This window comes from Segatella cerevisiae (genome assembly GCF_024054555.1).
GTDB classification, from domain to species: domain Bacteria; phylum Bacteroidota; class Bacteroidia; order Bacteroidales; family Bacteroidaceae; genus Prevotella; species Prevotella cerevisiae.
This window is the reverse complement of sequence record NZ_JAMXLY010000008.1, coordinates 20,260-46,444: the sequence shown is the minus strand read 5'-3', so window position 1 is coordinate 46,444 and position 26,185 is coordinate 20,260. Positions and strand designations below refer to the sequence as shown.

At 46.0% G+C, this 26,185-nt stretch carries 23 protein-coding genes; 7 read left to right on the top strand and 16 right to left on the bottom strand.

All coding sequences use genetic code 11. The features are described 5' to 3' along the window. Positions 1-160: 160 nt before the first annotated feature. From NG821_RS12675 to NG821_RS03455, 5 genes are all read right to left on the bottom strand, one after another. Positions 161-526: a DUF6769 family protein gene (locus tag NG821_RS12675; protein WP_394802052.1), complete on the bottom strand. Its 366-nt coding sequence runs from the start codon at positions 524-526 to the stop codon at positions 161-163. Positions 527-625: 99 nt separating this feature from the next. Then, complete coding sequence (locus NG821_RS03470) at positions 626-1,780, bottom strand: PepSY-associated TM helix domain-containing protein (protein ID WP_252760275.1); 1,155 nt, start codon at positions 1,778-1,780, stop codon at positions 626-628. Between the two features lie 5 nt (positions 1,781-1,785). Further along, entirely contained in the window at positions 1,786-3,951 is a 2,166-nt protein-coding gene (locus NG821_RS03465) for a TonB-dependent siderophore receptor (protein ID WP_252760274.1), read from the bottom strand. Between the two features lie 194 nt (positions 3,952-4,145). Next, positions 4,146-4,400 carry a GNAT family N-acetyltransferase gene (locus tag NG821_RS03460; protein ID WP_252760273.1) on the bottom strand — a complete coding sequence of 85 codons (255 nt, stop codon included), beginning with the start codon at positions 4,398-4,400 and terminating at the stop codon, positions 4,146-4,148. A gap of 16 nt (positions 4,401-4,416) precedes the next feature. Then, a complete protein-coding gene (locus tag NG821_RS03455) occupies positions 4,417-5,175 on the bottom strand; it encodes a YaaA family protein (protein WP_252760272.1) in 759 nt (252 codons plus the stop codon). Between the two features lie 267 nt (positions 5,176-5,442). On the opposite strand from NG821_RS03455, the gene NG821_RS03450 reads away from it, so the two are divergent. Next, positions 5,443-7,815, top strand: a complete 2,373-nt coding sequence (locus NG821_RS03450; RefSeq protein ID WP_252760271.1) for a TonB-dependent receptor domain-containing protein — start codon at positions 5,443-5,445, stop codon at positions 7,813-7,815. A gap of 13 nt (positions 7,816-7,828) precedes the next feature. On the opposite strand, the gene NG821_RS03445 is transcribed toward NG821_RS03450, so the two are convergent. Continuing rightward, positions 7,829-8,680 carry a cation diffusion facilitator family transporter gene (locus tag NG821_RS03445; RefSeq protein WP_252760270.1) on the bottom strand — a complete coding sequence of 284 codons (852 nt, stop codon included), beginning with the start codon at positions 8,678-8,680 and terminating at the stop codon, positions 7,829-7,831. 118 nt (positions 8,681-8,798) lie between these two features. Next, complete coding sequence (locus NG821_RS03440) at positions 8,799-10,019, bottom strand: MFS transporter (RefSeq protein WP_252760269.1); 1,221 nt, start codon at positions 10,017-10,019, stop codon at positions 8,799-8,801. Positions 10,020-10,543: 524 nt separating this feature from the next. Between NG821_RS03440 and NG821_RS03435 the strand changes: the two genes are divergently transcribed. Then, positions 10,544-12,046 carry an ABC transporter permease subunit gene (locus NG821_RS03435; protein WP_252760268.1) on the top strand — a complete coding sequence of 501 codons (1,503 nt, stop codon included), beginning with the start codon at positions 10,544-10,546 and terminating at the stop codon, positions 12,044-12,046. Next, complete coding sequence (locus tag NG821_RS03430; RefSeq protein ID WP_287759028.1) at positions 12,036-12,773, top strand: amino acid ABC transporter ATP-binding protein; 738 nt, start codon at positions 12,036-12,038, stop codon at positions 12,771-12,773. Before NG821_RS03435 ends, NG821_RS03430 begins: the two co-directional genes overlap by 11 nt. A gap of 8 nt (positions 12,774-12,781) precedes the next feature. On the opposite strand, the gene NG821_RS03425 is transcribed toward NG821_RS03430, so the two are convergent. From NG821_RS03425 to NG821_RS03410, 4 genes are read right to left on the bottom strand one after another with little or no spacing between them, the layout of a single operon-like run. Beyond that, a complete protein-coding gene (locus tag NG821_RS03425; RefSeq protein WP_252760267.1) occupies positions 12,782-13,549 on the bottom strand; it encodes a sulfite exporter TauE/SafE family protein in 768 nt (255 codons plus the stop codon). Then, on the bottom strand, positions 13,492-14,538 hold the full coding sequence (locus NG821_RS03420) for a sensor histidine kinase (protein WP_252760266.1): 1,047 nt from the start codon (positions 14,536-14,538) through the stop codon (positions 13,492-13,494). The genes NG821_RS03425 and NG821_RS03420 overlap by 58 nt, the downstream gene beginning before the upstream one ends. Then, positions 14,523-15,200 (bottom strand): response regulator transcription factor, encoded by a 678-nt coding sequence (locus tag NG821_RS03415; RefSeq protein ID WP_252760265.1) that lies wholly within the window; start codon positions 15,198-15,200, stop codon positions 14,523-14,525. Before NG821_RS03415 ends, NG821_RS03420 begins: the two co-directional genes overlap by 16 nt. Before the next feature lie 37 nt (positions 15,201-15,237). Next, positions 15,238-16,029, bottom strand: coding sequence for a phosphatase PAP2 family protein (locus NG821_RS03410; protein ID WP_252760264.1), 792 nt, complete (start codon positions 16,027-16,029; stop codon positions 15,238-15,240). A 191-nt stretch (positions 16,030-16,220) separates the two neighbouring features. On the opposite strand from NG821_RS03410, the gene NG821_RS03405 reads away from it, so the two are divergent. Next, on the top strand, positions 16,221-18,311 hold the full coding sequence (locus tag NG821_RS03405) for an LTA synthase family protein (protein WP_252760263.1): 2,091 nt from the start codon (positions 16,221-16,223) through the stop codon (positions 18,309-18,311). 34 nt (positions 18,312-18,345) lie between these two features. Here NG821_RS03405 and NG821_RS03400 read toward each other — a convergent pair whose 3' ends face one another. Then, positions 18,346-18,837 (bottom strand): 3'-5' exonuclease, encoded by a 492-nt coding sequence (locus NG821_RS03400; RefSeq protein WP_252760303.1) that lies wholly within the window; start codon positions 18,835-18,837, stop codon positions 18,346-18,348. Positions 18,838-19,079: 242 nt separating this feature from the next. Between NG821_RS03400 and NG821_RS03395 the strand changes: the two genes are divergently transcribed. Continuing rightward, positions 19,080-20,282 (top strand): metallophosphoesterase family protein, encoded by a 1,203-nt coding sequence (locus tag NG821_RS03395; RefSeq protein ID WP_252760262.1) that lies wholly within the window; start codon positions 19,080-19,082, stop codon positions 20,280-20,282. Continuing rightward, positions 20,279-23,365 carry an AAA family ATPase gene (locus tag NG821_RS03390; RefSeq protein ID WP_252760261.1) on the top strand — a complete coding sequence of 1,029 codons (3,087 nt, stop codon included), beginning with the start codon at positions 20,279-20,281 and terminating at the stop codon, positions 23,363-23,365. The genes NG821_RS03395 and NG821_RS03390 overlap by 4 nt, the downstream gene beginning before the upstream one ends. A gap of 52 nt (positions 23,366-23,417) precedes the next feature. Here NG821_RS03390 and NG821_RS03385 read toward each other — a convergent pair whose 3' ends face one another. The 3 genes from NG821_RS03385 to NG821_RS03375 form a co-directional block, all read right to left on the bottom strand. After that, positions 23,418-23,714 carry a glutaredoxin-related protein gene (locus tag NG821_RS03385; RefSeq protein WP_252760260.1) on the bottom strand — a complete coding sequence of 99 codons (297 nt, stop codon included), beginning with the start codon at positions 23,712-23,714 and terminating at the stop codon, positions 23,418-23,420. Positions 23,715-23,730: 16 nt separating this feature from the next. Next, a complete protein-coding gene (locus tag NG821_RS03380) occupies positions 23,731-24,231 on the bottom strand; it encodes a gamma carbonic anhydrase family protein (protein ID WP_252760259.1) in 501 nt (166 codons plus the stop codon). A 452-nt stretch (positions 24,232-24,683) separates the two neighbouring features. Then, positions 24,684-25,208, bottom strand: coding sequence for a GNAT family N-acetyltransferase (locus NG821_RS03375; protein WP_252760258.1), 525 nt, complete (start codon positions 25,206-25,208; stop codon positions 24,684-24,686). Between the two features lie 121 nt (positions 25,209-25,329). On the opposite strand from NG821_RS03375, the gene NG821_RS03370 reads away from it, so the two are divergent. After that, positions 25,330-25,704, top strand: coding sequence for a YccF domain-containing protein (locus tag NG821_RS03370; RefSeq protein WP_252760257.1), 375 nt, complete (start codon positions 25,330-25,332; stop codon positions 25,702-25,704). 26 nt (positions 25,705-25,730) lie between these two features. Here the strand turns inward: NG821_RS03370 and NG821_RS03365 are convergent, their stop codons facing one another. Further along, positions 25,731-26,171 carry a DUF4186 domain-containing protein gene (locus NG821_RS03365; protein ID WP_252760256.1) on the bottom strand — a complete coding sequence of 147 codons (441 nt, stop codon included), beginning with the start codon at positions 26,169-26,171 and terminating at the stop codon, positions 25,731-25,733. Positions 26,172-26,185 lie beyond the last annotated feature (14 nt).

The following is a 26,185-nucleotide window of genomic DNA, read 5'->3' as shown; positions in this document are numbered from 1 at the left end:
CATCTCTGCTCGGCTTTCTGAACGCAGTCGCTTCTGCCCCGGATATGCTTGCAGGAATAGGCATAGGGTAGCAATCCGTAGCTGACAATGATCACGGGCAGACTGCTGTTTTTTTTATCAGAAAAACAGTAGGATTGGAATTAAAAAGTTTTTGTTGGTATTAACAGACTGGGGGACCTCTTCGTCCACTGCAACGTATCAGCAAACAGGTATATAATAAAACAGAAAAGCGGTCATGTTCTGTTTTACGGAAAAATGATTTTAGATAATGTTGAAGATATCCAAGTAAAGAAGCAAAAAGCAGCAGGAATAGTTTTCCGGTATTGGATGTAATTGTCTCGTACAGGGATTTTTGTCCGATGGATTTTCGGACAAAAAACTTACAATCTGTATGATGGTCAAGTGATCCATAATGACTGGTATGACAATCATTGACCTGACCGTCTAGATCACACCTTTCTGTCATGAAACACATTCTCATCGAATGATGATGGTGGGGAATGACAGAAAAAGCCATCATCATCATGATGGCAAAAGTAATAAATCCTATCGAGACCTTTTTTTCCATTCAGGTCACAAAGGTAATATGTTTTTTTTGCAACTCAGTTGCAAACTGTATCAAAAGTCAACTTTTAGGTTTCTGTTTTGATTTCTTATGGACTTTTCGTCTTCTCCACCACATCAGAAAACCGGTAACTGGCAACGAGGCTATGATCAGACTCACTAGAAAGGCCAGAATGTTTCCTGGTAATCCGGCTATGCTTCCTGAATGAATGTCATACGACATCCTGAATATTTTGTCCCCGGTTGTCAGACTGGAATTTCTGATACCGAAATTTCCTCCACCAGAAAGTTCCTTCAGGGTATACTGGTCATAAAACCGGTACTCATTGGTATAATGCCGGCCTGGAACTGGATTGTAACAGATGGTGTAGGCACCTGCATGGTCCTTTGGAAAATTGAATTGCAGTGTTCCTTGTTGACCTACTGGATAAATGTGGCGGATTTTTTTCCATAGCCGAATGTCTGCATGATTTATAGTGTCCACGGCTGTCGTGTCAGAAAGTGGAGAGGTCCATTCTTGATAAGTTCTTCCTGTAAGGGCCGAATAGTATACTTTGGAAAGAGAAGAAAAACTCCATGTGAGACCGGTAAAGGCGATCAGAAAGGCAAAGATCAACACGTATCCGCCCAGGGTATTATGTAGACTGTAGAGACGGCTGCTTACCGATGTACGCCATTGTATGAGCATACGTGAACGGACACTGTGCTTATTCCATTTTCTTGGTAACCAGAGGATAATCCCTGACAGGAGTTCAAAAACAAAGATTACAATACTCCAACCGATGACTGGACCTCCGATGGCGGGTGGTAGCCAGAGACTACGATGCCCTTTAAAGATAAAATTGAAAAAATCCTTGCCGAAAGGGTAATGCATGATTTTACCGGTATAGGGATCAATGGTCAATTCTGTGTATTTTCCTCCCTGTAAAATACAAGTGGCGGTAGCCGGCTTTCCTTTAGAGCCATAGGTTATACCTGTAACTGTACTCTGTGAATCCGTGGGCTGAATGCGTATCTGGCGTTCTACTTGTGCCTTCAAGGTTCCTGGATCAAGTAGAACCTGCCCCTTTCTGACGTATAGGGCAGGGGTACCGGCTGATTCTATATCATTTGCAAAAACTAAAAAGCATCCGGTAACAGCCATAATGAAGATGACTATACCTGAGAGTAATCCCAGCCAGAGATGGAGTTTCTTTGTCAGAGTTCTTGTTTTCATTTTCTTTAAAAATTATAAGTCATGCTCAACCGGAAATTACGCGGTGGTTCTGACTGCCAGTAATAATAATTGTTATAATAGGAACCACTGTATAGGTAACGGTTCAACAGGTTGTTGACATTAAGCATCAAACTGATCTTGTCGTTCTTCCAGCCCAAGGCTCCGTCTACACGGATGTAATTGGGCAGGGACTCTACGTTGTCAGAAGTTTTGCCCCATGACCAGGTACTGCGGTCCAACAGCGAGGTTTCGCCTAAAGATGCGCTCACGCCTTTAAGCCAACCTCTTTGCGCCTGATACCTTACCCAAAAGTTGAATTCACGCTTGGCATATCCTGGCATACGGGTACCCACGGGACTGCTTGGATCTTCAGACTTTGTGACTTTGTAGTCGGTGAATGCGTAATTGGCCATAACGTTCAACCCTGGTAAGATCTCACCGTTTAAGTCGAATTCTACACCCTTGGAAACGGACTGCCCGATTTGGATCAGATAGCTTTCTGAAGAGGTGTTCTGTGGGTCACTGGAGGTCTCATTATTATCGAGGATACGGTACAGGGACAGGGTGGTCTGCAAATGATTGTTCCACCAATAGCGCTTTACTCCTACTTCCCAGTTATTCCCCGTGATTGGTTTCACCTTCTTTCCATTGCGAAGTAGTCCCATCTGTGGAGAAAAGGTCTGGTCATAAAGGGCGTATAAGGATGTCGTGGCATTTAGTGAATAACTCAGTCCGAAGCGGGGGGTAAAATGGTTGACTTCTGTTTTTGTCGTTCCGTAAGAAGCGTCTTTTACATAAGTAAATCGTCCTGCAAGGGTCAGGCGGAGTTTGTCCTGGAAAAGACCTAATACATCCTGTAGATAAAGTCCTGTATAGGATTGTGATATTTGCGTATTGTTCGCCCTTTCCTTCAGACTTTTGGAACGGTCGAAATGGGGATAGCCATAATAGGGTGAACCTTTGGTGTTCTCCTTGAATATATTATAGGTGCCCACGCTGTCCAGTTGGAAAGTCTGGCTCCAGTCATACCAGGCATGTTTGTTCCCGGTATCAAATCCTGCTAGAATTGTATGTGAGATCTTTCCGGTATGTTCCTTACCATTCAGATAAAGTTGCCCGAATTTCATTTCATTTAGGACATCTGCATTAGAGATGTTCCGTATCAGGTCCCCGTTTTCTGACAGTGAAGCAGGCCAAAGTGAACTCCCCGTGCGGTGATAATTGAAATATGCAGCCTGAGCTGTCAACTTCCAGTTGGCATTGAAGTCATGCTGGAAGTTCAGAATGGCTACATGGTCATAGGAAGTCGTGGGTTCTAATCCTGGTTCCAACAGGGAGTAGTTACGTGGTAAAGTGGCATATCCTGTAGGTGAGAAGACATAATAGGAACCTATATTGGAGGTCTGCATATACTGCAGGTCATACTCAAATGTGAGCACGGATTTGTCATCTATGATATAGCGCAATACTGGCGCGATGCTGTAACGCTTGGTGAATTCATATTGTCTTTGTGAATTTGAAGACATTCCCATAAGGTTCAGGCGATAGAGCAGTTTTCCTGATTTGTTGAGCTTTCCGTCTAAATCGAGTGTCCCTCTGTAGAAGTCATAACTTCCAAAGGTCAGACCGACCTGTCCGCGGGTCTGTCCTGTTGGTTTCTTTGTTACTACATTATAGAGACCGCTGGGTTCTCCGTTGGACATCATGAATCCTGCCGGCCCTTTGACAAATTCGATATGGTCCACATAACTCATGTCCTCTGTCATTGGCCCCCAGTTACTTGTAACATTCATTCCTTCACGAAAAGCTGCAGCACGTGACCCACGCATATTCACCCGTACATAGTCACTCCAATGCTCCAGTTTGCTGACTCCGCTGACGGTCCTTTGTATGCCGTCTTCTGCTGTATAAATCTGCATATCGTTCATCAAATCTTTGCTGACCACCTGAATGTTCTGAGGAATTTCTATCAGTGGTTGATCGAGCCGGAGACTTTCTGAAATTTTCGCTGAAGTATAACGGGGTTGATATCCCTGTACGACAACTTCATTGAGTTTCTGGACTGGAGTCTTGATCGTACTGTCTGCTTCCTCATCTACATATCTTCCACTTCCCCAGATGGAAAGGGCAGAACCGAATAGTAGGGAGGTTAAAATTATCCTGATATTCATAAAAATAGATATAATTTAGTTACACTTAAAATTGCGCCTGCAAAGATATAACTATTTTCTATTTTACAAAATACCTTAAAATAACCATTTTATTCTGGTTTACTGATGCGGTTCATACCGAATAATGAGTATAGGAAAAGCATAGGGAATAGAGCGTTTTACAGTAAATGATGATCTTTTCATTTTCTGTATTTTCATTCTAGATGATGTCTCTTCAGCCATATCCTGGCATACGAACAGGTGGCTGCCACATGGAGGTCTTGCTCTTGGGCATATTGACAGATGTATTCGACGAGCTTTGCTGCTATTCCTTGTCCTCCTAGTTCTTCTGGAACGTAGGTGTGAAATATGTTCAGTATCCCATCAGCACATTCATACTGGATCTCAGCGATGAAACCGTCTTTTTCTACCCATGCTCTCTGATTTTCTTTGTCATGATGAATTTTCATAATGCTGATAAATTTATTAAATGCAAAAATTAGGATGATCGTTATCCCCATACTGGTCCGTATAGGCAAAACCTTCATGTTCAAATGCTTTAAGGTCTTCAGAGTTATGAATCCGGTTACAGATCACATAATGAGCCATAGCTCCACGACAGGTCTTGGTATATATAACGATGGTCTTAGGTCTCCCGTCTTTCATAATGAAAAAATGAGGTTGTATAATGTGCAGTTCACTTCTGACCCGCTTCCAGTCAAACAAAAGTTTCATTTCTTCAGAAGCAAGATACAGGAGAATGCTATCGTCAGCTTTGACACTTTTCAAAAGCAGATCAGTAAGACGGCTCCTCCAGAAATCAAATAGCGTTTTCTCTTCTGAAGCTTCGAGCGAGACCTTTCCTTCAAGGCGATAAGGATGAATCATATCCATGGGACGGAGCAAGCCGTACAGAAAAGATGTTATCCATAAATGAGATTGTGCGAAACGGAAATCTTCTGTTTTCCAACTCGGTGCTTTGAGATATTTGAAGACCTGACCGAAATAAGAAAAAACGGCAGGCAGTTCATGTCCTTCATCAAAAAAACGAAGATAGCGCAATTTTGTCTCCGAAGCTATAGATGGACTGCACTGCAAGACATCCACAAACCTGTCGGCCGTCCACTGGCTGAGTTCCAACGCAAATCGTCCGGCCTCATCCCTGAAACGGGGCAGGGTAGTGAAAGGCGACTGCATCGTAGTGGCGTCCCGCATAGTCTTGGCACAAGAAAGGAGAATCTGCATAGAACCAAACGTTTTTGTTTTGGCGAAGATAATAGGTTTTCCACAATTCACCAAACAAATTGGATTTTTTCTTATAAAGTTCAATCTCTTTTAATGATTACGATTGTATAAGGAATAATATACCTCTCTATACGAATCGCGGAATACAGAATTCATACAAAACAATTAAAACTTATTAACTGGCTTGAATCCAGCCTGTAATAACTTCATCAGAAAATATACAAAGTCAACTTGTACTTTTGCACTTAAATTTTTAAAACGAAAAAGATGAAGAGATGGATGTGTTTCATCAGTTGCTGTCTGGTATCTATAGCAGCATTGGCAAATATGTCAGGATGGAAAGTAATAGGGAAGGTGATAGAGAAATCCAATCACAAGCCTATCGAATATGTTACCATAGCCTTACGTAACGGAAATGGCAAACTTGTGTCAGGAACCATAACGGATTCCTTGGGAACATTTAAGATGAATGGTATTGCCGACGGCAACTATCAGATAACTTACAGTTACATAGGATATGGTGATATCAATCACAGTCTCATTGTCAAAGGGAATACAGACTGCGGTATCGTTTCCTTAAACAACAGCACAGCCACTTCCTTAGGAGAGGTGATCGTAAAAGGACGACAAAGGGCACTCATCCAACGGCTTGACAAGAAGGTATATAATGTAAATCAAGACATCATGTCAACATCAGAATCCATAGGCGAACTGCTCCAGCATATACCTTCTGTAGACATGGATATCGATGGAAACATCAGTGTACGAGGGAATCAAAATGTAACTATTCTTGTCAATGGACGCCTTTCTACTCTTTTTAATGGTAAATCGAAAGGTGATGCCTTACAGCAACTATCGGCAAGCAATATTGAACGTATTGAAGTGATTACCAATCCGTCAGCAGCCTATAGACCTGATGGAACAAGTGGCATTATCAACATAATCTTAAAGAAGAATGCCCGAAAGGGGTTGAATGGAAGTCTGTATTCCAATATCGGCAACAAAGGCCGCTTTAATGCCGGTACAAACCTAAGTTTGGGGACGGATAAATGGAGCATTTTAGGAGGATATGCCTTCCGTCAGGACCGTTATGACCGTACCACAACGGATAACCGCGATAGTAAAGACGGACAGGTCAGTCAGAACACAATCGGTACCGGACACCCAAAATCACATACTTTCAACCTCGGCGGAAGTTTAAAAGTAACCCCTGAAGATGCAATCAACTTTTCCGGCAATTACGAATATCGGCGTTTCTTACGTACAGAAGATGTAGAATCAAATACCCAAAACCTTTCAGGAGTAGAAACCGAAAACTATTCCCGACGGCGTAATGCAGATGCACGAGAGAACATGTACGAAGGTAACGCCGCTTACGCACACAAATATGGGAATGATAATCAATGGGGGATAAATTATGCTTACTCATCGCAGACGGAAAATGAGATGAACTACTATCAGACTTCACGTACTCTTCGGGAAACCGTATATTCAAAAAACAACGAAAAGGTCTGGAATGGCAATTACCTCCATACTGCAAAACTCTACTGGCAATTCAATCCCTGGCAAGGAGGTAAGTTATCAAGCGGATACGAGCTGGAACATCTGAAAACAGAACAGGACTATCATGTAGGAGATTGGAACGGCAGCAACTATATTCCCGATGCATCCAATTCCAGTGATTTTACATATTGGCGGACTGTTCATTCCTTCTATACAACCATAGATATCCAATCAGGAAAATGGAATATGACAGCCGGAATACGTGGCGAATATGACCATCAGAGAAGCCTGCTGGCAAAAACTGATTCTTTTATCCGAAAAAATGAATTCTCGTTGTATCCTACCTTCCACAGCTCCTGGCAACTCACCGAGCATCAGGAACTTCAACTCAACTATAGCCTGCGTGTCAACCGTCCAGTCGGAGAAGATATGGATCCATACGCAGAGCATATCAATCCACTAAGCATGCAAACCGGGAATCCGCATCTGAAACCCGAAAAAATCCACTCCTTGGAAACAGGATGGATGTGGCACAATGATGTGAATAGTACTCTTACGACAACTCTTTATTATCGTTACACTCTAAATCCGATAACGAATATTTCATACATGAATAAGGATACCCTTATCACAACAAAGGAAAATATGCAGAACAGTCAGGATGCCGGACTGGAAGTTATCTGGAGTTGGCAGCCCTTACACTGGTTGTCGCTCAACATCAATGGAAATGGATTCTATCAACAGATCAATGCATCCAAACTCGGCTATGGCAGTAAACGTTCCACGTGGGCCTGGAGCAGTCTGATGAATGCGGACATCACCCCCCTGAACCATCTCACCATCCAGTTCAATACCCGATACAATTCACCGCAGCTCATTCCACAAGGTCATCTCAACGGAAACTATATTTTCAATATGGGAATACGCTATGAATACCCCAAAACGGGACTCTCCATCATTGCCTCTATATCTGATCTTTTCAACACCTTCCACAAATCATATACACTTAACACCGATGATCTCAGACAAAAAGTAGAGAAACGTCGCAACCCGAGAATTGTCTATATCGGGTTAACCTATAATTTCGGACTTGGCAAAAAGAAAAGTCAGGAGATCAAATATGATGACAAATTATGACGAAAAGAGCCATTCATTCATCAGGCTCAGCATGCACAACGGTGGTACATCTCGGAATCAAAGATGCTATATCCTTTTCTATTCTACTGCATATACAATGTGCTGTCTCGAGATCTGTATGGGGATGAATATGCACATTTACCTCAACAAACGTATCAGGTCCTGCAACACGTATTTTCAAATCATGATAACACACAATATCCTTATTGGATTTTAGTCTGGACTCAACCTTCTCGGTCAGTCCGTCTGGCACCTTGTCAAGCAATACGTCAATAGCCCTCTTGCCCAGGCGGTAAGAGATTCCCAAGACGATGACGGCCACCCCTAATGCAGAAATGGCATCGGCCTTATGGTAACCGAAGTTGGCACATATCAGTCCCAGCAGGACTACTCCGGAACTGAGAATGTCAGTGGAAAAATGTATGGCATCTGCCTCAAGAGCCTGACTGTTATCGCGCTTTGCAACCTTGAAGAGCATCCGGGAACGACCGATGTCCACGGCCATGGCGGTCAGGACGACAAGATAGCTCCATACGGTTACGCGTATAGCCGTATTACCTGAGATCAAACGGCTGATCGCCTCATAAATAATCCATACGCAGGTGATGACAAGCAGTATGGATTCGAAGAAAGCTGAAAGATTTTCTATCTTTCCATGACCATACTGATGTTCCTTATCTGCTGGTTTGTCTGATATGCTTACGGAGACAAAAGTAATCACGGCAGCTAACAGGTCCAGAAGGGAGTGGAGTGCTTCTGAGATAATTCCCATACTGGAAGTGAGAATGCCGACAATAAACTTCATAGTAGTCAGGAATACGGCTGCGATGATTGAGGTTAAAGCTGCTTTTTTCTTGCTTGTCATAATCTGTATATTAAAAGATGCCTATAAATGAAGGGAACACAAGGATATATTTCCCTTAATCCTGCTTCCCTCGAATTTAAATTCGTAAAAATATGAACAAAAGTTGATCTGTGCAAATTTACAGGGAAGAATTTACATTATCCATTGTCTTATGTGACTTTGCAAGAGCCATGAGGAAAGGAATGGAAGCCAACTGTGAGATGACGGAGACCGTAACCATTGCAGGAATGGAAGTGTCATAGAGTATCCCCAGAACCCAACTCCCGATGAACCAGCAGACCCCAAAGGATACTCCGAAGACACCGAATCCTGTGGAGCGGTTCTCCTTTTGAACTAAGGCCGTGACCGCCGATTTCAGGATAGATTCCTGAGCACCCATCCCGATTCCCCAGAGCGCAATTCCGATAATAATATAACTAATGGAGTGGGAAGTAAAGATGAACAGTGCGAAAAAGGCCGATAGAAAGTCAGAGAGGATCAGAACCTTTATCCCATATTTATCATACATCCAGCCAAAAACAAGTGCAGCTATGGCATCTACCAGCATGGCTCCTGCATAGAGCAGCGGGAGAAAAGAGGAGGGGATGATGGAAAGTCTTGATACATGCATCGTAATCATAGGGAAATCAATGAATCCGAAAGCTAACAAACTGGTAGCCACGAGATATAAGATGAAATGTGAGTTTAAAGACCCTATCCGGGGTCTGTCGACACTGGTCTCAAAATTCTCGGGATGGGCAAATTTACGCTTCGCTCTCAAAAGAAAGAACAAAGTGAAAAATGCCGGTATGATTAATATCGCAAAGCAGATCCTGTAAGCAGAAAATAAATCACTACTGTCTTTTCTTAAGAGAAGGACGACAAACAAGAGCAGAGGGCCACAGAAAGCACCTATCTGATCCATAAACTCCTGGAGGGCAAAGGCCTTACCTTGTCCTACTTGAGAAGAGGCAAATGATACCAATGTATTCTTGGAGGGTTGCCGTATTGCTTTTCCGAGTCTTTCCAGGATAATCAGCAGGCAGGCCCATTTCCATCCATCCTTGGAGAACAGGGCGATCAACGGGACGGCAGCCATATTGATGGAATAACCTACAATGGTCATGATCCAATAATTGTGCTTCTTGTCGGCAAAGTAACCGGTGACCAGACGAAGGGCATAGCCTATCAACTCTCCCAGCCCCATGACAAATCCGATGGTGGCGGCAGAAGCTCCGGCAAGCGCCAGATAGGCACCGTAAATACTCCGGGCACCCTCATGGGTCATATCCGAAAACATGCTGACCACACCCATCATGATCACAAACGATAGGGCTAATTTCTGTTTCCTATTTTTCATAACAGTAGTGTTAATAATAAATTACTCCTGCATTCTGGCCCGGTGCCCATGCAGGAGAAACTTAAACGGCAGTTGTTTTCAGCAAGAACCGTTTTGTTGTTCGCAAATATACAAACAAAGAAAAACACGCGCAAATATTTACTGTTAATTTATGCTTTTCTCCACCTGTTTCCCATGACGCCGGGCCCCGGAAACGCAAAGAGTAAACCATATCTTAAAACTCATCCCCCTATCCTTTCGGACCAGGGATATTCAAGGCAAGCCATACCGATGGGATATAGATGTTAAAAAAGTAAAAGTCATAACTCCTTTATTTTGAAAAGGAAGAAAGACCGCGGAAATTTTCATACTTTTGCAAATAATAAATCATCATGGGTTTCTCCTGATGAAGCCGTAAAAAATAATCATTTGAGTAATAGAACAAGAACGATCAAATCGAAGGACGAGAGTTTCGACACATACATACAGACAAGCCACAACTCACGGAGAATGGGGAAGACTGTCTTTTTAAACAGGCATTCAGGATGAAAAAGAAAATCTTACAAATAGGTATTCCTCTACTGGTTATTATCCTTGTCATTATCGTGATTCTGACACGAGGCGGCCAGAAAAGGCATACCGTCAATTCTCCCCGTGACCTTCCCGGAAGTACCATCGGCGTACAACTGGGGACGACTGGCGACCTGAAGGCTTCTGCTTTTGAAAATGACAAGGCAGGAACACGCATAGAACGGTATACCAAGACGGCCGATGCCATCCAGGCGCTCGGAGAGGGGAAGATCGACTGCGTGATAGATGACGAAGAACCGGCTAAGGCCTTTGTGGCGGAAAACAGTAATCTGAAAATTCTTCCCGGAGAATTTTCCACTGAGGAATATGCCTTCTGCGTAGCTCGGAACAATGTCAAACTGGCGACGCAAATCAATGAGGCTTTGCGGAGACTTCAAAATTCCGGTGCCCTTGATACCATTATCGACAGACACCTTCATGACCATCTCTCTGTGGCCTGGCAGAAAAAAGCGATCGGACGCCGGAACGGAACTCTTGTCGTGGCTACCAATGCCACCTTTCCCCCTTATGAATATTATGACAATGGGCGTATCTGTGGCATCGATATTGATGTCATGCAGGCTATAGCCGACGATCTGGGGATGAAACTTGATGTGGAGGATATGGACTTCGAAGCCGTAATCACCAGCGTACAGACCGGAAAGGCAGATGTGGGGGCATCAGCTCTCACGGTCACAAAGGACCGGGCAAGAAATGTGCTGTTCACTATACCCTATACTCGTTGCCGGCAGGTCATCATCGTAAGAGATGGTAACCTGGCTGCACATAAACAGAGTCTTTCGGACAAGTTCAAGGCTAACTTTATTACTGAGCACCGTTATATCTATCTTCTGCAAGGTCTTGGAAATACGCTGGTCATCACCTTTTTTGCCATGATCCTCTCCCTGGTCCTGGGCAGCCTGATCGCCATCGTACGAACTTCACATGACCGGAACGGCGGACTGGGAATCCTCAATGCCCTTTGCCGACTCTATCTCACCGTGATCAGAGGTACGCCGACGATGGTCCAACTGCTTATTATCTATTATGTAGTCTTTGCTTCCGCTAACGTGAGTAAGGTCTTTGTAGCTATCATCGCTTTCGGTCTCAACTCTGCAGCCTATCTTGCAGAAGTGGTGCGCTCGGGAATCATGTCCGTGGACAGAGGACAGATGGAAGCGGGCCGCAGTCTGGGACTTTCCTACACACAGACGATGAGATACATCCTTCTTCCACAGGCTTTCAAGAATGTGCTCCCTGCCATGGGCAACGAACTTATCACCCTGTTGAAGGAAACTTCCATCAGCGGTTATATAGGACTGGTAGACCTTACGAAAGGATCTGATATTATCCGGTCCATTACTTATGATGCACTCATGCCCCTTGGCGTGGTAGCACTCATCTATCTGGTCATCGTCATGGCCTTGTCGGCAGGCGTGAACAGACTGGAAAAGAACATGAGAAAAAATGAAAGATAAAGTTCTGATAAGAATCGAGCACCTGAAGAAATCATTCGGTGATCACGAGGTGTTGCATGACATTGACCTGACGATCCGAAAGGGGGAGGTGATCGCTATCATCGGTCCATCGGGTTGTGGAAAATCCACGTTCCTGCGTTCGCTCAATCTTCTGGAACGTCCGACAGGCGGGAGGATTCTCTTCGAAGGTACAGACATTACCTCTCCTGAGATCAATACAGACCGTATGAGGGAACGTATAGGAATGGTCTTCCAACAGTTTAATCTGTTTCCGAATATGACCATTCGCCGTAATATCATGCTGGCTCCCATAGTCCTGGGGAAGATGGGAAAAGAAGAGGCGTCTGAGAAAACAGACCTGCTCCTCAAGCGTATCGGGCTGGAAGATAAGGCTGATACCTATCCTGACGTCCTGTCAGGAGGACAGAAACAACGCATAGCCATCATCCGCTCCCTGATCATGGAACCTGATGTGATGCTGTTTGATGAACCTACTTCAGCCCTGGATCCGGAAATGGTGGGTGAGGTCCTGGAACTGATGCGCCAGTTGGCTGCCTCGGGAATGACGATGATCGTGGTTACCCACGAGATGGCCTTCGCAAGGGAAGTAGCACACAGGGTGCTTTTCTTCAGTGACGGTGGTGTCACGGAAGATGGAAAACCGGAAGAGCTCTTCCTGCATCCGAAGAGCCCGAGGTTGCAGGACTTTCTGAGTAAGATACTCTGAATTATGATTTAGACGGTGAGGAAAAGCCAGATAGACACCGCAATCATCATGATCCCTACGACACGCTGATAGGGCTTCTTATTAACGTTTCGAATAAGCCTGAAAGCTATCCAGTTTCCGGCCATCATCGCGCAACCGATCAAGAGGCCATTCAGGAAGATATGCTCGTTCATGAGATTGAATTTGCCGTAGGTGATAGCCTTCACGATGTGCATGGCAGCGGCGGCAGTAGCCTCACTTGCGATATAAGAGACCGGTGAGAGGTCAAGGGTCAGGAATACCGCGCTGCTTATCGGGCCGGATATTCCAAGCATCCCGTTGAGCAAACCCGTGAGCATGCCGCCACCGATAACCGTTTTATGACCTTTCGGCAGATGAATCTTATTGCCCATTTTCATGATTGAGAAAACAATCAGGAAAATGCAGAGAAGCCGTGTCATCAGGGTTTTGTTAACGAGGGAGAAGCCGCAAGCGCCCAGGGCCGTGAAGGGTAAGGCTGGAATGAGAAACCAGAGAACCTGTTTCCACTTGATCTCCTTCCAGCCCATAGCTGCACGGGAAAGGTTGCTCATCATCTGGGCAATGGTAGAGACGGGGACTGCGATTTCCACTCCATAGAAATACGTGATAACCGGCAAGAGAATCATCCCGCCGCCAAAACCGATCGAGCCGGATAAGGTGCCGGCGATCAATCCCACAATAATCAATACGATATACATCAGAATACAACTGTAAAAACATGCTGCCCATCTTGATAATGGTAGCCCACCTTCCATCCATGATAGTCACAGATAGACTTGACAATAGCCAGCCCCAGTCCGTTCCCTTTCTGGTTCTTCTGAGTGCGGTAGAAGCGGGAGAAGATCCGGCTGCCGTCCAGGGGCGCTTCTGCCGACGTATTGGAGACGGAAAGCTGACGATCAGCGACGGTAATGGTGATGGATCCTTCCGGGCAATTATGCCGTACGGCATTTACTACCAGATTATTGATCATGCTTACCAGCAAAGTTTCATTACATTGCAGGTCAAGGTCATTCTGGATGAAGTTCTTCTTGATGACAATATCGCCAGAAAGACTCTCCAGTTGGGGAAGGATGGATTCTATCTTATCCGTTAAATTGACATGATTCAGTGTCTTGTATTGATTGTTTTCTATCTTTGAAAGCAAGAGGAGATTTTTGCTGAGACGGCTCATGTGCAGCAGCTCTTGTTGCATTTCCTGGATCTCACTGGCCTGATATGCGGTCAGATGCTCATCCTGCAAGAGATTATCTATCTTGTTGAGCACTATAGACAGCGGAGTCTGGAGTTCGTGAGAAGCATTCTCTGTAAATTCCTTCTGTACCCGATAACTTTTAGCACTGGTAAGCAGGATCTGGTTTAAGGTAGCATTCAACTGATCAAACTCTTTCACTCCCGTATTGGCTGGCAGGGTGACTGGGCCTTCCTCAACCTTGAATTTACTGATCGTAGAGAGCGTCTTCCTGAAAGGCTGCCACAACCGTCTTGGGACAAACTGCAGGACCAGCAGAATGGTCACTGCAAATGCAGCCATAATGCCAAAGAACTGGATGAAAAGTCCCACCAGCACATCCTTATTTAAGTCTGTGCGAGGGCGTATACCATAATCTTTGGCGATACGCACCAAATCCTCCGCATAGAAATGTGTAGTCAGTTCATATAAAAAAGGAGTAGTCAATATCAAGATAATGACCATGCTGATGGCGAATCTCGTCATCATCTTATTCATCAAACTTCTTTCCATCTGTATCCCGTCCCATAAATAGTCTGGATCATCCCCTTGACGCCATTCCTGGAGAGTTTTGCCTTTAAGTTCTTGATGTGAGAATAGATAAAATCATAGTTATCCATCATGTCGGCCATTTCTCCACTGAGATGTTCAGCAATAGCTGCCTTGGAAATCACCTTGTTACGATTACTGATCAAGAAGAGAAGCAGCTCATACTCCGAACGAGTAAGTTCGACCGGATGATTGTTTACGGTGACCGATTTGGTCAGGAGATTGATTTCGACATGATTGGAAGACACGACATTACTGGCCGAGAATTCCTGACGACGGATCAAGGCATAAATACGCATGGAGAGTTCCGGCAGTGCGAAAGGCTTAGGAAGATAATCATCTGCTCCTATCTTCAGGCCGGTCACCCGGTCGTCCAGAGAGTCCTTGGCAGAGATGATGATCACTCCTGTACTCTTATGTTCCTTCCGGATAGTACGCAAGATGTCAAGGCCACTACCTCCGGGGAGCATCAGGTCGAGCAGGATACAATCATATTCGTAAGTGCCCGCCATCATTTTCGCCGTCTTGAAATCAAAAGCTTGCTCGCAAAGATAATTCTGACCTTCCAGATAGTCTTTCATACTGTCTGAAAGCCTGTGCTCATCTTCTATAATTAATATTTTCATACATTCAGACATACTAACGGACTTTGATTGTTATTTATTATGCACTGATCAATAAAATTATCAGGGTAAGGTAAAAAATAGACAACAGGATGTAGGGACGCCTGGTCACCGGTTTGGTCTTGATTTTACGGCTGAGAAACTGGAATGTAAAGTATGCGAAGATAAAGCCTATGAGGGCACCGCAAAGGACATCTCCTGGATAGTGTACCCCCAGATAGATTCTGGAATAGCACAGCATGCCGGAAAACAACACCAGGGAAATCCGGGTCAGTTTGTCTTTATAGATCATTCCCAGCCATGTGATGATCCCTACTGAAACGGTTGCATGACCAGACACGAATCCATGCAGGCCACCTCTGTAGCCGTTGACGTAATGGAGCAGTGGTGCAATAGATGGATCATGTGAAGGGCGTAAGCGACCAACGAGGGGTTTGATCACACCGGAAGAGAGTCGGTCCAGAAAAGCAACTAAGGCGATCGTCACAATAAAAAAAATGAGTTTGTCGAGTTTTTCTTTAGGGTAGTCCCGGACAGAACTCCACAAGGATACAGCTGCCAGTGGTATCCATAACGTTTTCTGCGAATAATGATACCAGAAATTGTCGGTAAAGGTTGATCCCTTGAAATTCAGCATCAGCATCAGTTTCTTATCCATGAGATCCAGTACAGCCACATATTCACTCCACTGACCGATGACGATCAGCAATATACCCAGCAGACTCGTCAGGGTTAAAGCCTTGGCAGCCGCTTTACGGTACATCATGTTAACTGAAATGTACCGGACAGTAGGGGTATATTTCATGTTAGCAGAGATATAGTTTGAGTACATGGTTCTTGCCTTTATATATTTGTGGCGAAAATAATAACTAACTTTGGAGAAATCTTGGCGAATAAAGACAAAAAACAAAAAACACAGATTCTCTACAAAATCTAAGGACTATTTAAATATTTGGTGATCAGAAATATAGAATTTATGCTTATTTTTGCGTTGGAAATTTTAAAATACAGATTTAAGCAGATATGAATACAGACTTATTTCGTCATAAGGCTACCTCGTACAGCAATCCCGTACATCTTATTGCGGTTCAGTTTTTCGAATTATACCTGGTTGCAGGGTTCATTCTTCGTATCATATTGATGCTTACCGGTCCGGCGGCCGGCAATTCCTTTTCCTTTCTTGAAATCGTACGCCTTCTGGGAGTAGGAGTACTGTCTGACAGCAGTATGTGTGTCCTGCTTCTGCTGCCATTGCTCTTGGTTTATTTAGGCCTGAATGAATGGAAGTACAGCAAAGCAGCTGGCTGGGTGATTGAAGGATTGTGGCTGGCAGCGTTCGTCTATGTATGGTTCTTTCATTCTATATTTGCTGACTATGGGGGCGCCGCCGCCAGAATTGCCAGGATATTCCTTACCTGGAAACTGATCAGTTTTTCCCTGCGGTTTTTTATACCGGGCTTACGGAATACCTGGCGTAAAATATCTGTTTATTTTACGTGGATCCTATATGTCTTCCTGTTTTTGATCGTCTGTTTGGCTGAATATTTCTTCTGGCAGGAATTCGGCGTGAGGTTCAACTTTATTGCAGTGGATTACCTGGTCTATACGAATGAGACCATCGGGAACATCATGCAGTCTTATGCCGTCATACCTTTATTTACAGGCGCTTTTATCCTCTCTCTATTACTGGTTATCCTGACTGCAGGCAGGCACCGCTTCAGGTCAGGCGCCTTGTATAGCCCTGTCGGTCTGTTGTCACAGACAGGGGGATATGCAGTGGCATGCGTCATTGCCTGGTGCTTGGTGTCATGGACAGGAAACCTGCAGAGTGAGGACGAATATGTCACACAACTGGAACAGAACGGCCCTTATGATTTTCTGAAAGCATTTCAAAGCAACAAACTCGATTATGACAAGTTCTATGCCATGATCCCGAAGCAGACGTGCATGGCTGTCTACCGACACGAAGCTGGACTGGACAGTCGTGGAGAAAAAGTCATCAGCAGGGGAGAACATCCCAGAAAACTCAATATCGTCCTCGTGACAGTGGAGAGTTTGAGCGGGGATTTCCTGACCCGCTACGGCAACAAGTGTCATTTGACACCGGAACTGGATCGGTTGCTCCCGAAGAGTCTGGTATTCGATAATCTCTATGCTGCCGGCAATAGGACTGTACGGGGGTTGGAGGCCTTGTCTCTCTGTGTACCGCCCAGCGCAGGCGAGAGCATCATCAAACGGGAAAACAACAGGATGGGAAACTTTTCCGTAGGTGCACAACTCAAACAACTGGGTTATCAGGTCCAGTTTCTCTATGGCGGGGACAGTTATTTCGACAATATGGGAAATTATTTCTCCCGCAATGGCTATCAGGTGATTGACAGAAGTCAGATCCCGCAGAAAGACATCACCTTCTCTAATATTTGGGGTGTTTGTGATGAAGACATCTTCAGGAAGAGTCTTCAGGTATTCGATCAGGACGCTGCCAAGGACAGGCCTTTCTTTGCACAGATCATGACAACCAGCAACCATCGTCCTTACACCTATCCGTTAGGGAAAATCAAGGTCGACGGCAATCCGAAAACACGTGAGAACGCTGTGCGGTACACGGATTATGCCATTGGGCATTTCATCTCTGCTGCTTCTCAAAAACCCTGGTTTCATCGCACTGTATTCGTCATCATCGCTGACCATTGTGCTTCGAGTGCAGGCAAGACCTCTCTGCCTGTGGAGAAATACCATATCCCCTGCATCATCTATTCGCCGGGGAACATCCCGCCTCATTTTGTAAGTACGCTCTGTTCCCAGATTGACGTCATGCCAACGGTGATGGGACTTTTGCACTTGCCTTGTCGGGTAAAGTTCGCTGGCGGGAATATTCTCGGCCCTCACTTTATTCCCCGAGCTTTCATGGCAACTTATCAGGACTTGGGATATATGCAAGACCATACGCTCACAGTACTGTCACCCGTCAGGAAGATCCGGCAATATCAACTCCGGCCGACTGGGGAATGGAACGACGATGAAATACTCAGAAAACAACCTGACCGGACTTTGGTCAGAAAGGCACAGGCTTATTACCAGTATGTCAATCTCTATTTCAAGGGAAGAAAATAAAAAGGTTATCCTATTCAAGGGAAAAAAGGTTATCCTATAGGATAGCCTTAGCTATCCATGCACAGGCTTCGGCATCTGCGAGCGCATGGTGGTGCCTGGTCAGGTCGTACCCGCAGGCAGCAGCAACAGTCTGCAACTGGTGGTTCGGCAGGTCGGGGAGAACTTTCCTCGAAACTCTGAGCGTGTCATAAAAGGGGTAGTCGGGATAATCCATCTGGTAGCACCGGAATACGGCCTTCAGGCAACCTTCGTCAAAAGGACTGTTGTGGGCGACCAGCGGCAATCCGGCGATCTTGGGTGCGATCTGCTGCCAGACGAAGGGGAATACAGGCGCGTCGTCGGTGTCTTCACAGGTCAGTCCATGGACCATCGTGCAGCGGAAATTGTAATAGTTGGGTTCGGGTTGGATCAGTGAATAGAAGGAGTCGACAAACTGCGCTGCCCTGACGATCACGACACCTACGCTGCAAACACTCGTACGTGAGAAATTGGCGGTTTCAAAATCTATTGCTGCAAAATCTTCCATTACCCTTGGCTTTCTGAATGAACCTCGACACTTAAAATCAGTTTGAAGACAACTCGTCTGCAAGATACTAAACAAACTGTCTTTGGATGGACAAAGATAGCATTTTATTTCGGAAAACACCTTCCCTGACTGCCGCTAATCGAAAAAATAATAACCGAAGAGCACAAGATTATCTGATTTTTTATTATTTTTGTAAGGTGAAAAGACCTGAATCCGTCATATCTTTAAAATCTTCCAATTCAATGAAAATCATACACACGAGTGACTGGCACCTCGGCCAGTATCTGTACACTTTCGACCGCCGCATTGAGCATCAAGCCTTTCTGGACCAGTTGGTGCAGATAGTCCACGACGCGCAACCTGACGCCATGGTCGTCAGTGGGGATATCTTCCATTCCATCGCTCCTTCAGTAAAGGCGCAGAAGATGTACACCGATGCCATGATCCGGATACACGATGCAGCCCCTGATATGCCTGTATTCATCACTGCCGGCAATCACGACAGCGCAAGTCGATTGGAGGTGGACAGCAATCTGTGGCAACTCGCCAATGTGCATGTCGTCGGAACATTGCGCCATACTGCTGACGGTCAGGTCGACTGGCACGGGCATATTTTCCGGGTCGACGGCAAATGCATCATTGCGGCGGTGCCGTTCCTTTCGACACACAATTTTCCCCCGGCTCCTGAGGGAGAAGACCGGCAGAAGTATTTCTTCCGGACTTTGGGAGAAAAAGTGCAGAAGGTCAACCCGCAGCATCTGCCTGTCGTACTGATGGCGCATCTCGCAGTGCGCGGTTGTGACATCACCGGACACAAGGAGGATGACAATCACACCGGGGCAGGAGGACTGGATTATGTTTCTCCCGACGTCTTCGGGGACAACTTCGACTATGTTGCCTTGGGGCATATCCATCGCCCGCAGACATTGTCGGGAACTGGTAAATGCATCAGGTATTCAGGATCGCCCATTCCCGTCAACGTGAATGAGGATTACAGGCACAGTGTGACGATAGTGGACTTCAATGACGGCAACCTGCCTAAATTGTCAACGCATGAGATTCTCAATCCGCTGCCCTTGCGCGTCGTGCCAAAACAACCGGCCTATACGGAAGAGGCGCTGAAAGCCCTCGCACAATTGCCGGATGACCAACCCATGTACGTGTTCATGAACGTCAAGACCCGCGATGCTTTCGATCCGGATATTGACGAGCGTGCCGTAGAGGCATTGAAAGGCAAACAGTGCCGCTTCTGCAGACACCTTGCAACTTTCGAGAACCAACCTGCCGATGAGATCCGGGACGACATCACACCCGAAGAACTCGCTGACATGAGCCTGCAGCAGGTCGCCGGCCGCTATATGGACCAATTGGGCATACATTCACAGGAATTTGATGAAATGCTGGACGAGGCAGTCCGCCAAGTTGAAGAGGAGAGACACAAATGAAACTACTGAAAGTTACGATCCACAATATCGCGTCTATTGAGGACGCCACGATTGACTTTACTCAAAAACCATTGAGGGATGAACCGCTGTTCCTGATTGACGGCAACACAGGTGCTGGGAAATCGACCATTCTCGATGCGATCTGCCTAGCCCTGTTCGGTCAGACGCCCCGCATGTCGTTCCCCGACAGTGAGAAATATTCCACCGGAATGAAACGACAGAATGGGGATGAACAACTGATTCCTGTCAACAGCAATGCCCAACTCCTGCGTCGTGGCAAGAGTGAGGCAAAGGCAATCCTCGAGTTTGAAACCACCGACGGCATTCCCTATAAGGCGACGTGGGCTGTAGCTCGTGTCAGGAACAAGATCAACGGAGCAGTCAAAGCGGATGAGAACTTGTTGGAGAATATGCAGACGCATCAGACCATTGACAAGAAAACGGAGGCCCGCCGCCGTGTCACAGAACTCATCGGTCTCAGTTATGAACAGTTCTGCCGCACTTCGATGCTGGCACAAGGTGAATTTACCAAATTTCTGAAAAGCAAACCCAGCGAGAAGTCGGAAATCCTCGAGCGCCTCACCGGCACTGAGATCTACAGTGAGACAGGGCGGACGATATTTGAGATCACCCAGCAAAAGGGGGAAGACAGCAAACGCAAACAGGACCGTTGTGACCAAATCCAGATACTGACGGGTGAACAACGGCAGGAACTACTTGACAAGCAAACTGTCGATGATAATCAGAAAAAGGCTTTGGAAAAAGAGATCGATGCACTCCAGAAACAACGCGACTGGCTTCAGCATTACCAGGAAACTCACAACCGGTATGCTACTGCCTTGAAAACTAAGGAGGAGTTGGACAATCAGATGAACAGTGATGTCTATCTGACAGAAGAACAGTTGGTTAAGGATATTCATGAAAGTAACGAAGCACTGGTCAATTACCGAGACCAACTTGATGCCGTGACCAGACTCGACAAAGAGAAGGCTCGGGAATCAGATCTGAAGTTGTACTATGGGGCGCTCCTGACGGCTCATCAAACACTTGATCAGAAAAAGCAGCTGGCAGAGAATACGCTGCCACAACTCCGGCAAAAGGTGAATGATGCCAAGACTGAACAGAATCAAAAACAGGCGGATTCCGCAAAGCAAAGACAGAAAATTGTTCGCCTTAATGTCGAATTGGATGCATTGAAACCCGATGAAATTAGGCAAAAGGATAAACATTTGGAAACTTTCGTCCTGAATTGCAATCAGGTTGACAGTGACCGGAATCTTCTCGAGGAAAAAGGGAAGCAACTGCAGGGCGAAGAGAATGAACTCAGTCAACTCCAAAACGAGATCCAAAAGGACGAAGGGGAACTCACGAAGACCGAACAAACTTTCAAGACGGCTACTGAAGACCTGAGGGTCAAGAAGGCAGTGTACGAAAAACTCGAGTGGAACACGAAAGAAGTGGTGAAGCAGATCCGGCATGACCTCGCCCCAGGCGACCGTTGCCCGGTTTGCGGAAAACCCATTGACGCGCATTTGGACGATGCGCATTTTGCCTCTCTTCTCGAGCAACCCAAACAGGAATACGATGACGCAAAAAAGCACTATGATGACTTGGCAACCTCGTGCCGTTCCCAATCCCTTCTCATCAAAAGCAAGAAGGCAAATGAGAGCACAAAAGCCCGAAAAGTGAAGACTGACAGGACAACCTATCAAAATCAATTGGATCAGTTCCTGAAAACACTGATCAGGTTGGGTATCCTCCATGACAATGAGACATTCAATCTGCAACTCATCCTGGGCAAGATTAATCTACTGCGACAAGATGCCGATACGCAGCGCAACCAACTGGCAAAGAAAATCGAACAGATCAACAGTTTAACTCAACTTATCGGTTCGGAACAGAAGACGCAGACGGCGCTCGACACGGCACTACTTAATGCCGGACAGAATGTCTCAAAAGCCGAGAATAACTTGAAGCAGACGGAAGACCTGATTGCGCAATATGCCCAAATGCAGACCACCATTCAAACTTACGAGAATAACGCGCCTGAAATCTTGCAGACCTGGGGAAAGGATATACCCGCAGCAACCATTCAGATACCGGTGGAGAAATTGGACAGCAGTTGGCTGACCTTTTCTCAGAAGGTCATCAACTGGGATGCCGCCATCGCATCCTGCACTCGGGAAATAGGAACCAAGAAGAAAGCCCTATCGGACTTTTTCTCCTCTCACCCTAATATCACGCAAATGAGACTTCAAGAACTCAGCCGGTATGACAAAACTGCCATTGCCAAAATAGAAGCAGCCCATCAAACCTTGAAGACTAATCTGGACAAGGCAAAAGGTGCCATACAGACACTCGCTAAGCAAATTCAGGAACAGGAAGCCAACCGGCAAGTGAAAGAGGAGGGGACGACCCTCCAGATGCTGGATGACCAGATAGCAGGGAAGAAAACGGAAAAAGACACACTGACTCGGGAATATGGGGAGATCACACAACAGTTGAAGGCTGATGACGAGAAGATCAAGGCCTCTGCGCAGGCACGTGCCGAAGCAGAGCAAGCCCGGCAGGAATATATGCGGTGGAAGCGGTTCTCGTTCTATTTCGGAGACAGTGCCGGTACGAAGTTCCGCAATATCGCCCAAAGTTTCATCCTCGGACACCTTCTGAAGATAGCCAACCGCTATCTGGAGCAGTTTACTGACCGTTTCATCCTCACCTGCAGTCCCGGTTCATTAGTGATCCTTGTCAAGGACAAGTTCATGGGCACACCGCCCCAGAGCACGAGCATCCTTTCCGGCGGCGAGAGTTTTATGGTCAGCCTCAGTCTGGCTTTGGCACTGTCCCAACTCAGCGCCTCCAGCAATAGCGTAGACACCCTCTTCATCGATGAAGGATTCGGGACTCTAGACCCCGAATACCTGCAAGCTGTGATGACGACTCTAGAGCGTCTTCATCAGATGGGCGGGCGTCGGGTAGGCATTATCAGCCATGTCGCCACTTTGGCGCAGACGATCCCCACCCAGATTCAAGTCCGGGAGATCGATCCGACCAAGAGTAAGATAGAAGTGGTACAACTCTGATGTTTCCCGCAGAGAAAAGCTCTGCAGGAAACGCCAGTTTGTCAGGAAATATTCAGCATCCTTTACCGTCGAGACTACAGGAAGGACCTTCAGCAGAAAAACCTTTCAGTCCCACGTCCTCAGGATTGAGGGTGACTGTTCCGTCCTCCAATACAAAGCAGGGGATACCAACAGAACCGGTAGCTTTGGCTTCATCGAATACTGGATTCTGATCCCGCAGATGGATGAAAGCCTTGAGGTCTTGCACTTGTTCGCCAATGTCTATCATGACGAACCGCTTGTCATTCTTAATCTGCCCGGCCACAAATTTGCAGTCATGGCAGGTTTTCATTCCATAAATCTTAATCATATCTTTCTATTTATCGCTATTCTTTAAACCATTCTTTTATTTTCAGATAATTTTTGGAGAAGGCCAGTGCCTGTTCAGGCGATGCTTTCTTGACCAGTCTTGCAGGCACACCTGCCCAAATTTCATAAGGCCCGACTTTCGTACCCTCGAGGACCACTGCACCTGCAGCCACGATAGCACCCTCACCAATGTCAGCCCTGTCGAGGACAACGGCATTCATACCGAGCAAAGCCCCCTTGTGGACAGTGCAGGCGTGGGCAATGGCGCCATGGCCGAGAGAGACGTCATCCTCTATGACAGTCGGGAAGCCGCCCGTCTGATGGATACAGGCACAGTCCTGAATATTCACGCGGTTGCCTATACGTATAGCGTCCACGTCTGCCCGGAGAACTGCCCCGAACCATACGGAACAATCATCGCCCATCGCAATGTCTCCGACGAGAGAAGCATTCTCTGAAAAATAACAATTCTGTCCCCAACGGGGAGACTTACCCTTCACAGTTTTAATCAGTGCCATAACTCTATTTCTGTTTTTGCAAATATAGCAATTTTTCCGGATTCATCGCCTGTTTCGCATTGATATCCACACGAATGTATGGTCCCAATAGACCTGACGGATCTGAACAGCAAACGGAAAGAGTTAAACCGGTATTCCAATCTATCTGCAAAAATCATTGTCTGTCAATAAGATACAAGAAAAGACAATCGAGTTGATCAAAAAAGAAGGTAGAACACAAGGCTTGCTTCAGAAAAAAGACTATCTTTGTAGAGAAACAAGAAAGGAGGTCTATATGTTCAGAAAATACACTCAAGATCTAGACGACAAGTATGGTTGGAACGATCCGTTCCTGACATCGAGAACAGTGTCACAGCCTGACTGCATTCTGTCAAGTCACAGGAAAGGGCATCGGCCGGACTCCACTTCCCCCGTATTGCACGGCAAATAAGTTGTAGTCCCTTCAAACTCCCTTAAAGATTCAGTTCATACATCGAGAAAGAAGGGATAGTGGTTATTCCGCGCTCCAAGTCGACATCCCCGGCATAGCAGAACCCGAATTTCTCATAGAGTCGGCGGGCTGGCGTATTGTCGGGAACGACATCAAGTCGGATGGCCTGAAAGCCATGTCGCTTGGCATAGTCAATGCAATACCTGACCATGGCACTGCCGATACCCTGATGCAATTGTTTGTCATCAGCAGCAAGAGAATGGATCACGAGGTATTGCCCCTGTTTCAGTTGCCGCTTCCACCGGGCTTTCCCATAACTGCCCTTGGGGTCCGAGTTGATGACGAACGCACCGCAGATCCGGTCACCGTCATAACAGGCAAACTGGTTTCCTGTGGCGACATCTTCCTTGACAGAACCCACGGAAGGATAGACTTTGTACATCCATTGTGGATAGTTGATATGGTGGACGAGGTCATAGACGATACGGTCATAGAATCCACCTACCGCAGGAACATCCTGCACTTCACATTTTCTGATCTTGAACATGACGCAAAGTTAAGCATTTTCCATCAATTGCCCGCATCTTTTTCCAGGAGATGAAACGGAATATCGCATTTCAGACACTCGGAAAACCGTTCAACTCAAACGCTTTACCAAATAAGAATCAATGAAAATAATAGGAAACATTGTCTGGTTGATTTTCGGAGGACTGGAGACAGCCCTCGAATACTTTGTCGCCAGTCTGGTCATGATGGTGACCATCATCGGTATTCCCTTCGGAATAGCCTCCCTGAGAATAGGGATATACGTCTTGTGGCCTTTCGGACAGAAAGTCGTCAGCCAACAGAATGACAGAGGTTGTCTCGATGCCATCATGAACGTGATCTGGTTCCTGATAGGAGGCGTATGGATATGGCTGACACATCTGTTGTTCGGCGCACTGCTCTGTATCACGATCATCGGCATTCCGTTTGGCAGAAAACAGTTTCAACTTGCAGGATTGGCCTTGACGCCGTTCGGGGTCAGGATCATTTCGGATTGAAGATGAGGGCAATCAACTTATCGTTTTCAATGAGCCGATTGCTGTAACTGCCGTCTAATCCATTCCATTATCACTTCTACAGCATAGTGTTGCTCCGCTTTGGTGAGTTCTCTCCCGGGCGGGATGTGATGCCATTTGTAGAAGCATTGCCGGCAGCAACAAGCCGTAGCATGCTGGGCGAGGAATACAGGCGAAGTGCCATGCCGCATAGGTGTCTGTTTCCCGTCATTGGGGATGACCGCCGGTGCCAGTCGCTTTGCTATGATCTCTTTCGCATGGTGGCGGATTGTCTCAAGGCCTTTCTCCTGAATGATTGCCCGATCTTTGGCATTCAGATAAAAACTCGCACGGAACTTTGACCGGCTCAATCTGTCAAACAGATCCGTCAGATCATAGTGTTTCTGTTCCAAAGGATCATCATCTGATTGCTGGTCAGGAAACAGATCCAATTCAATCACTCGATGCATTTTATTCAATATTA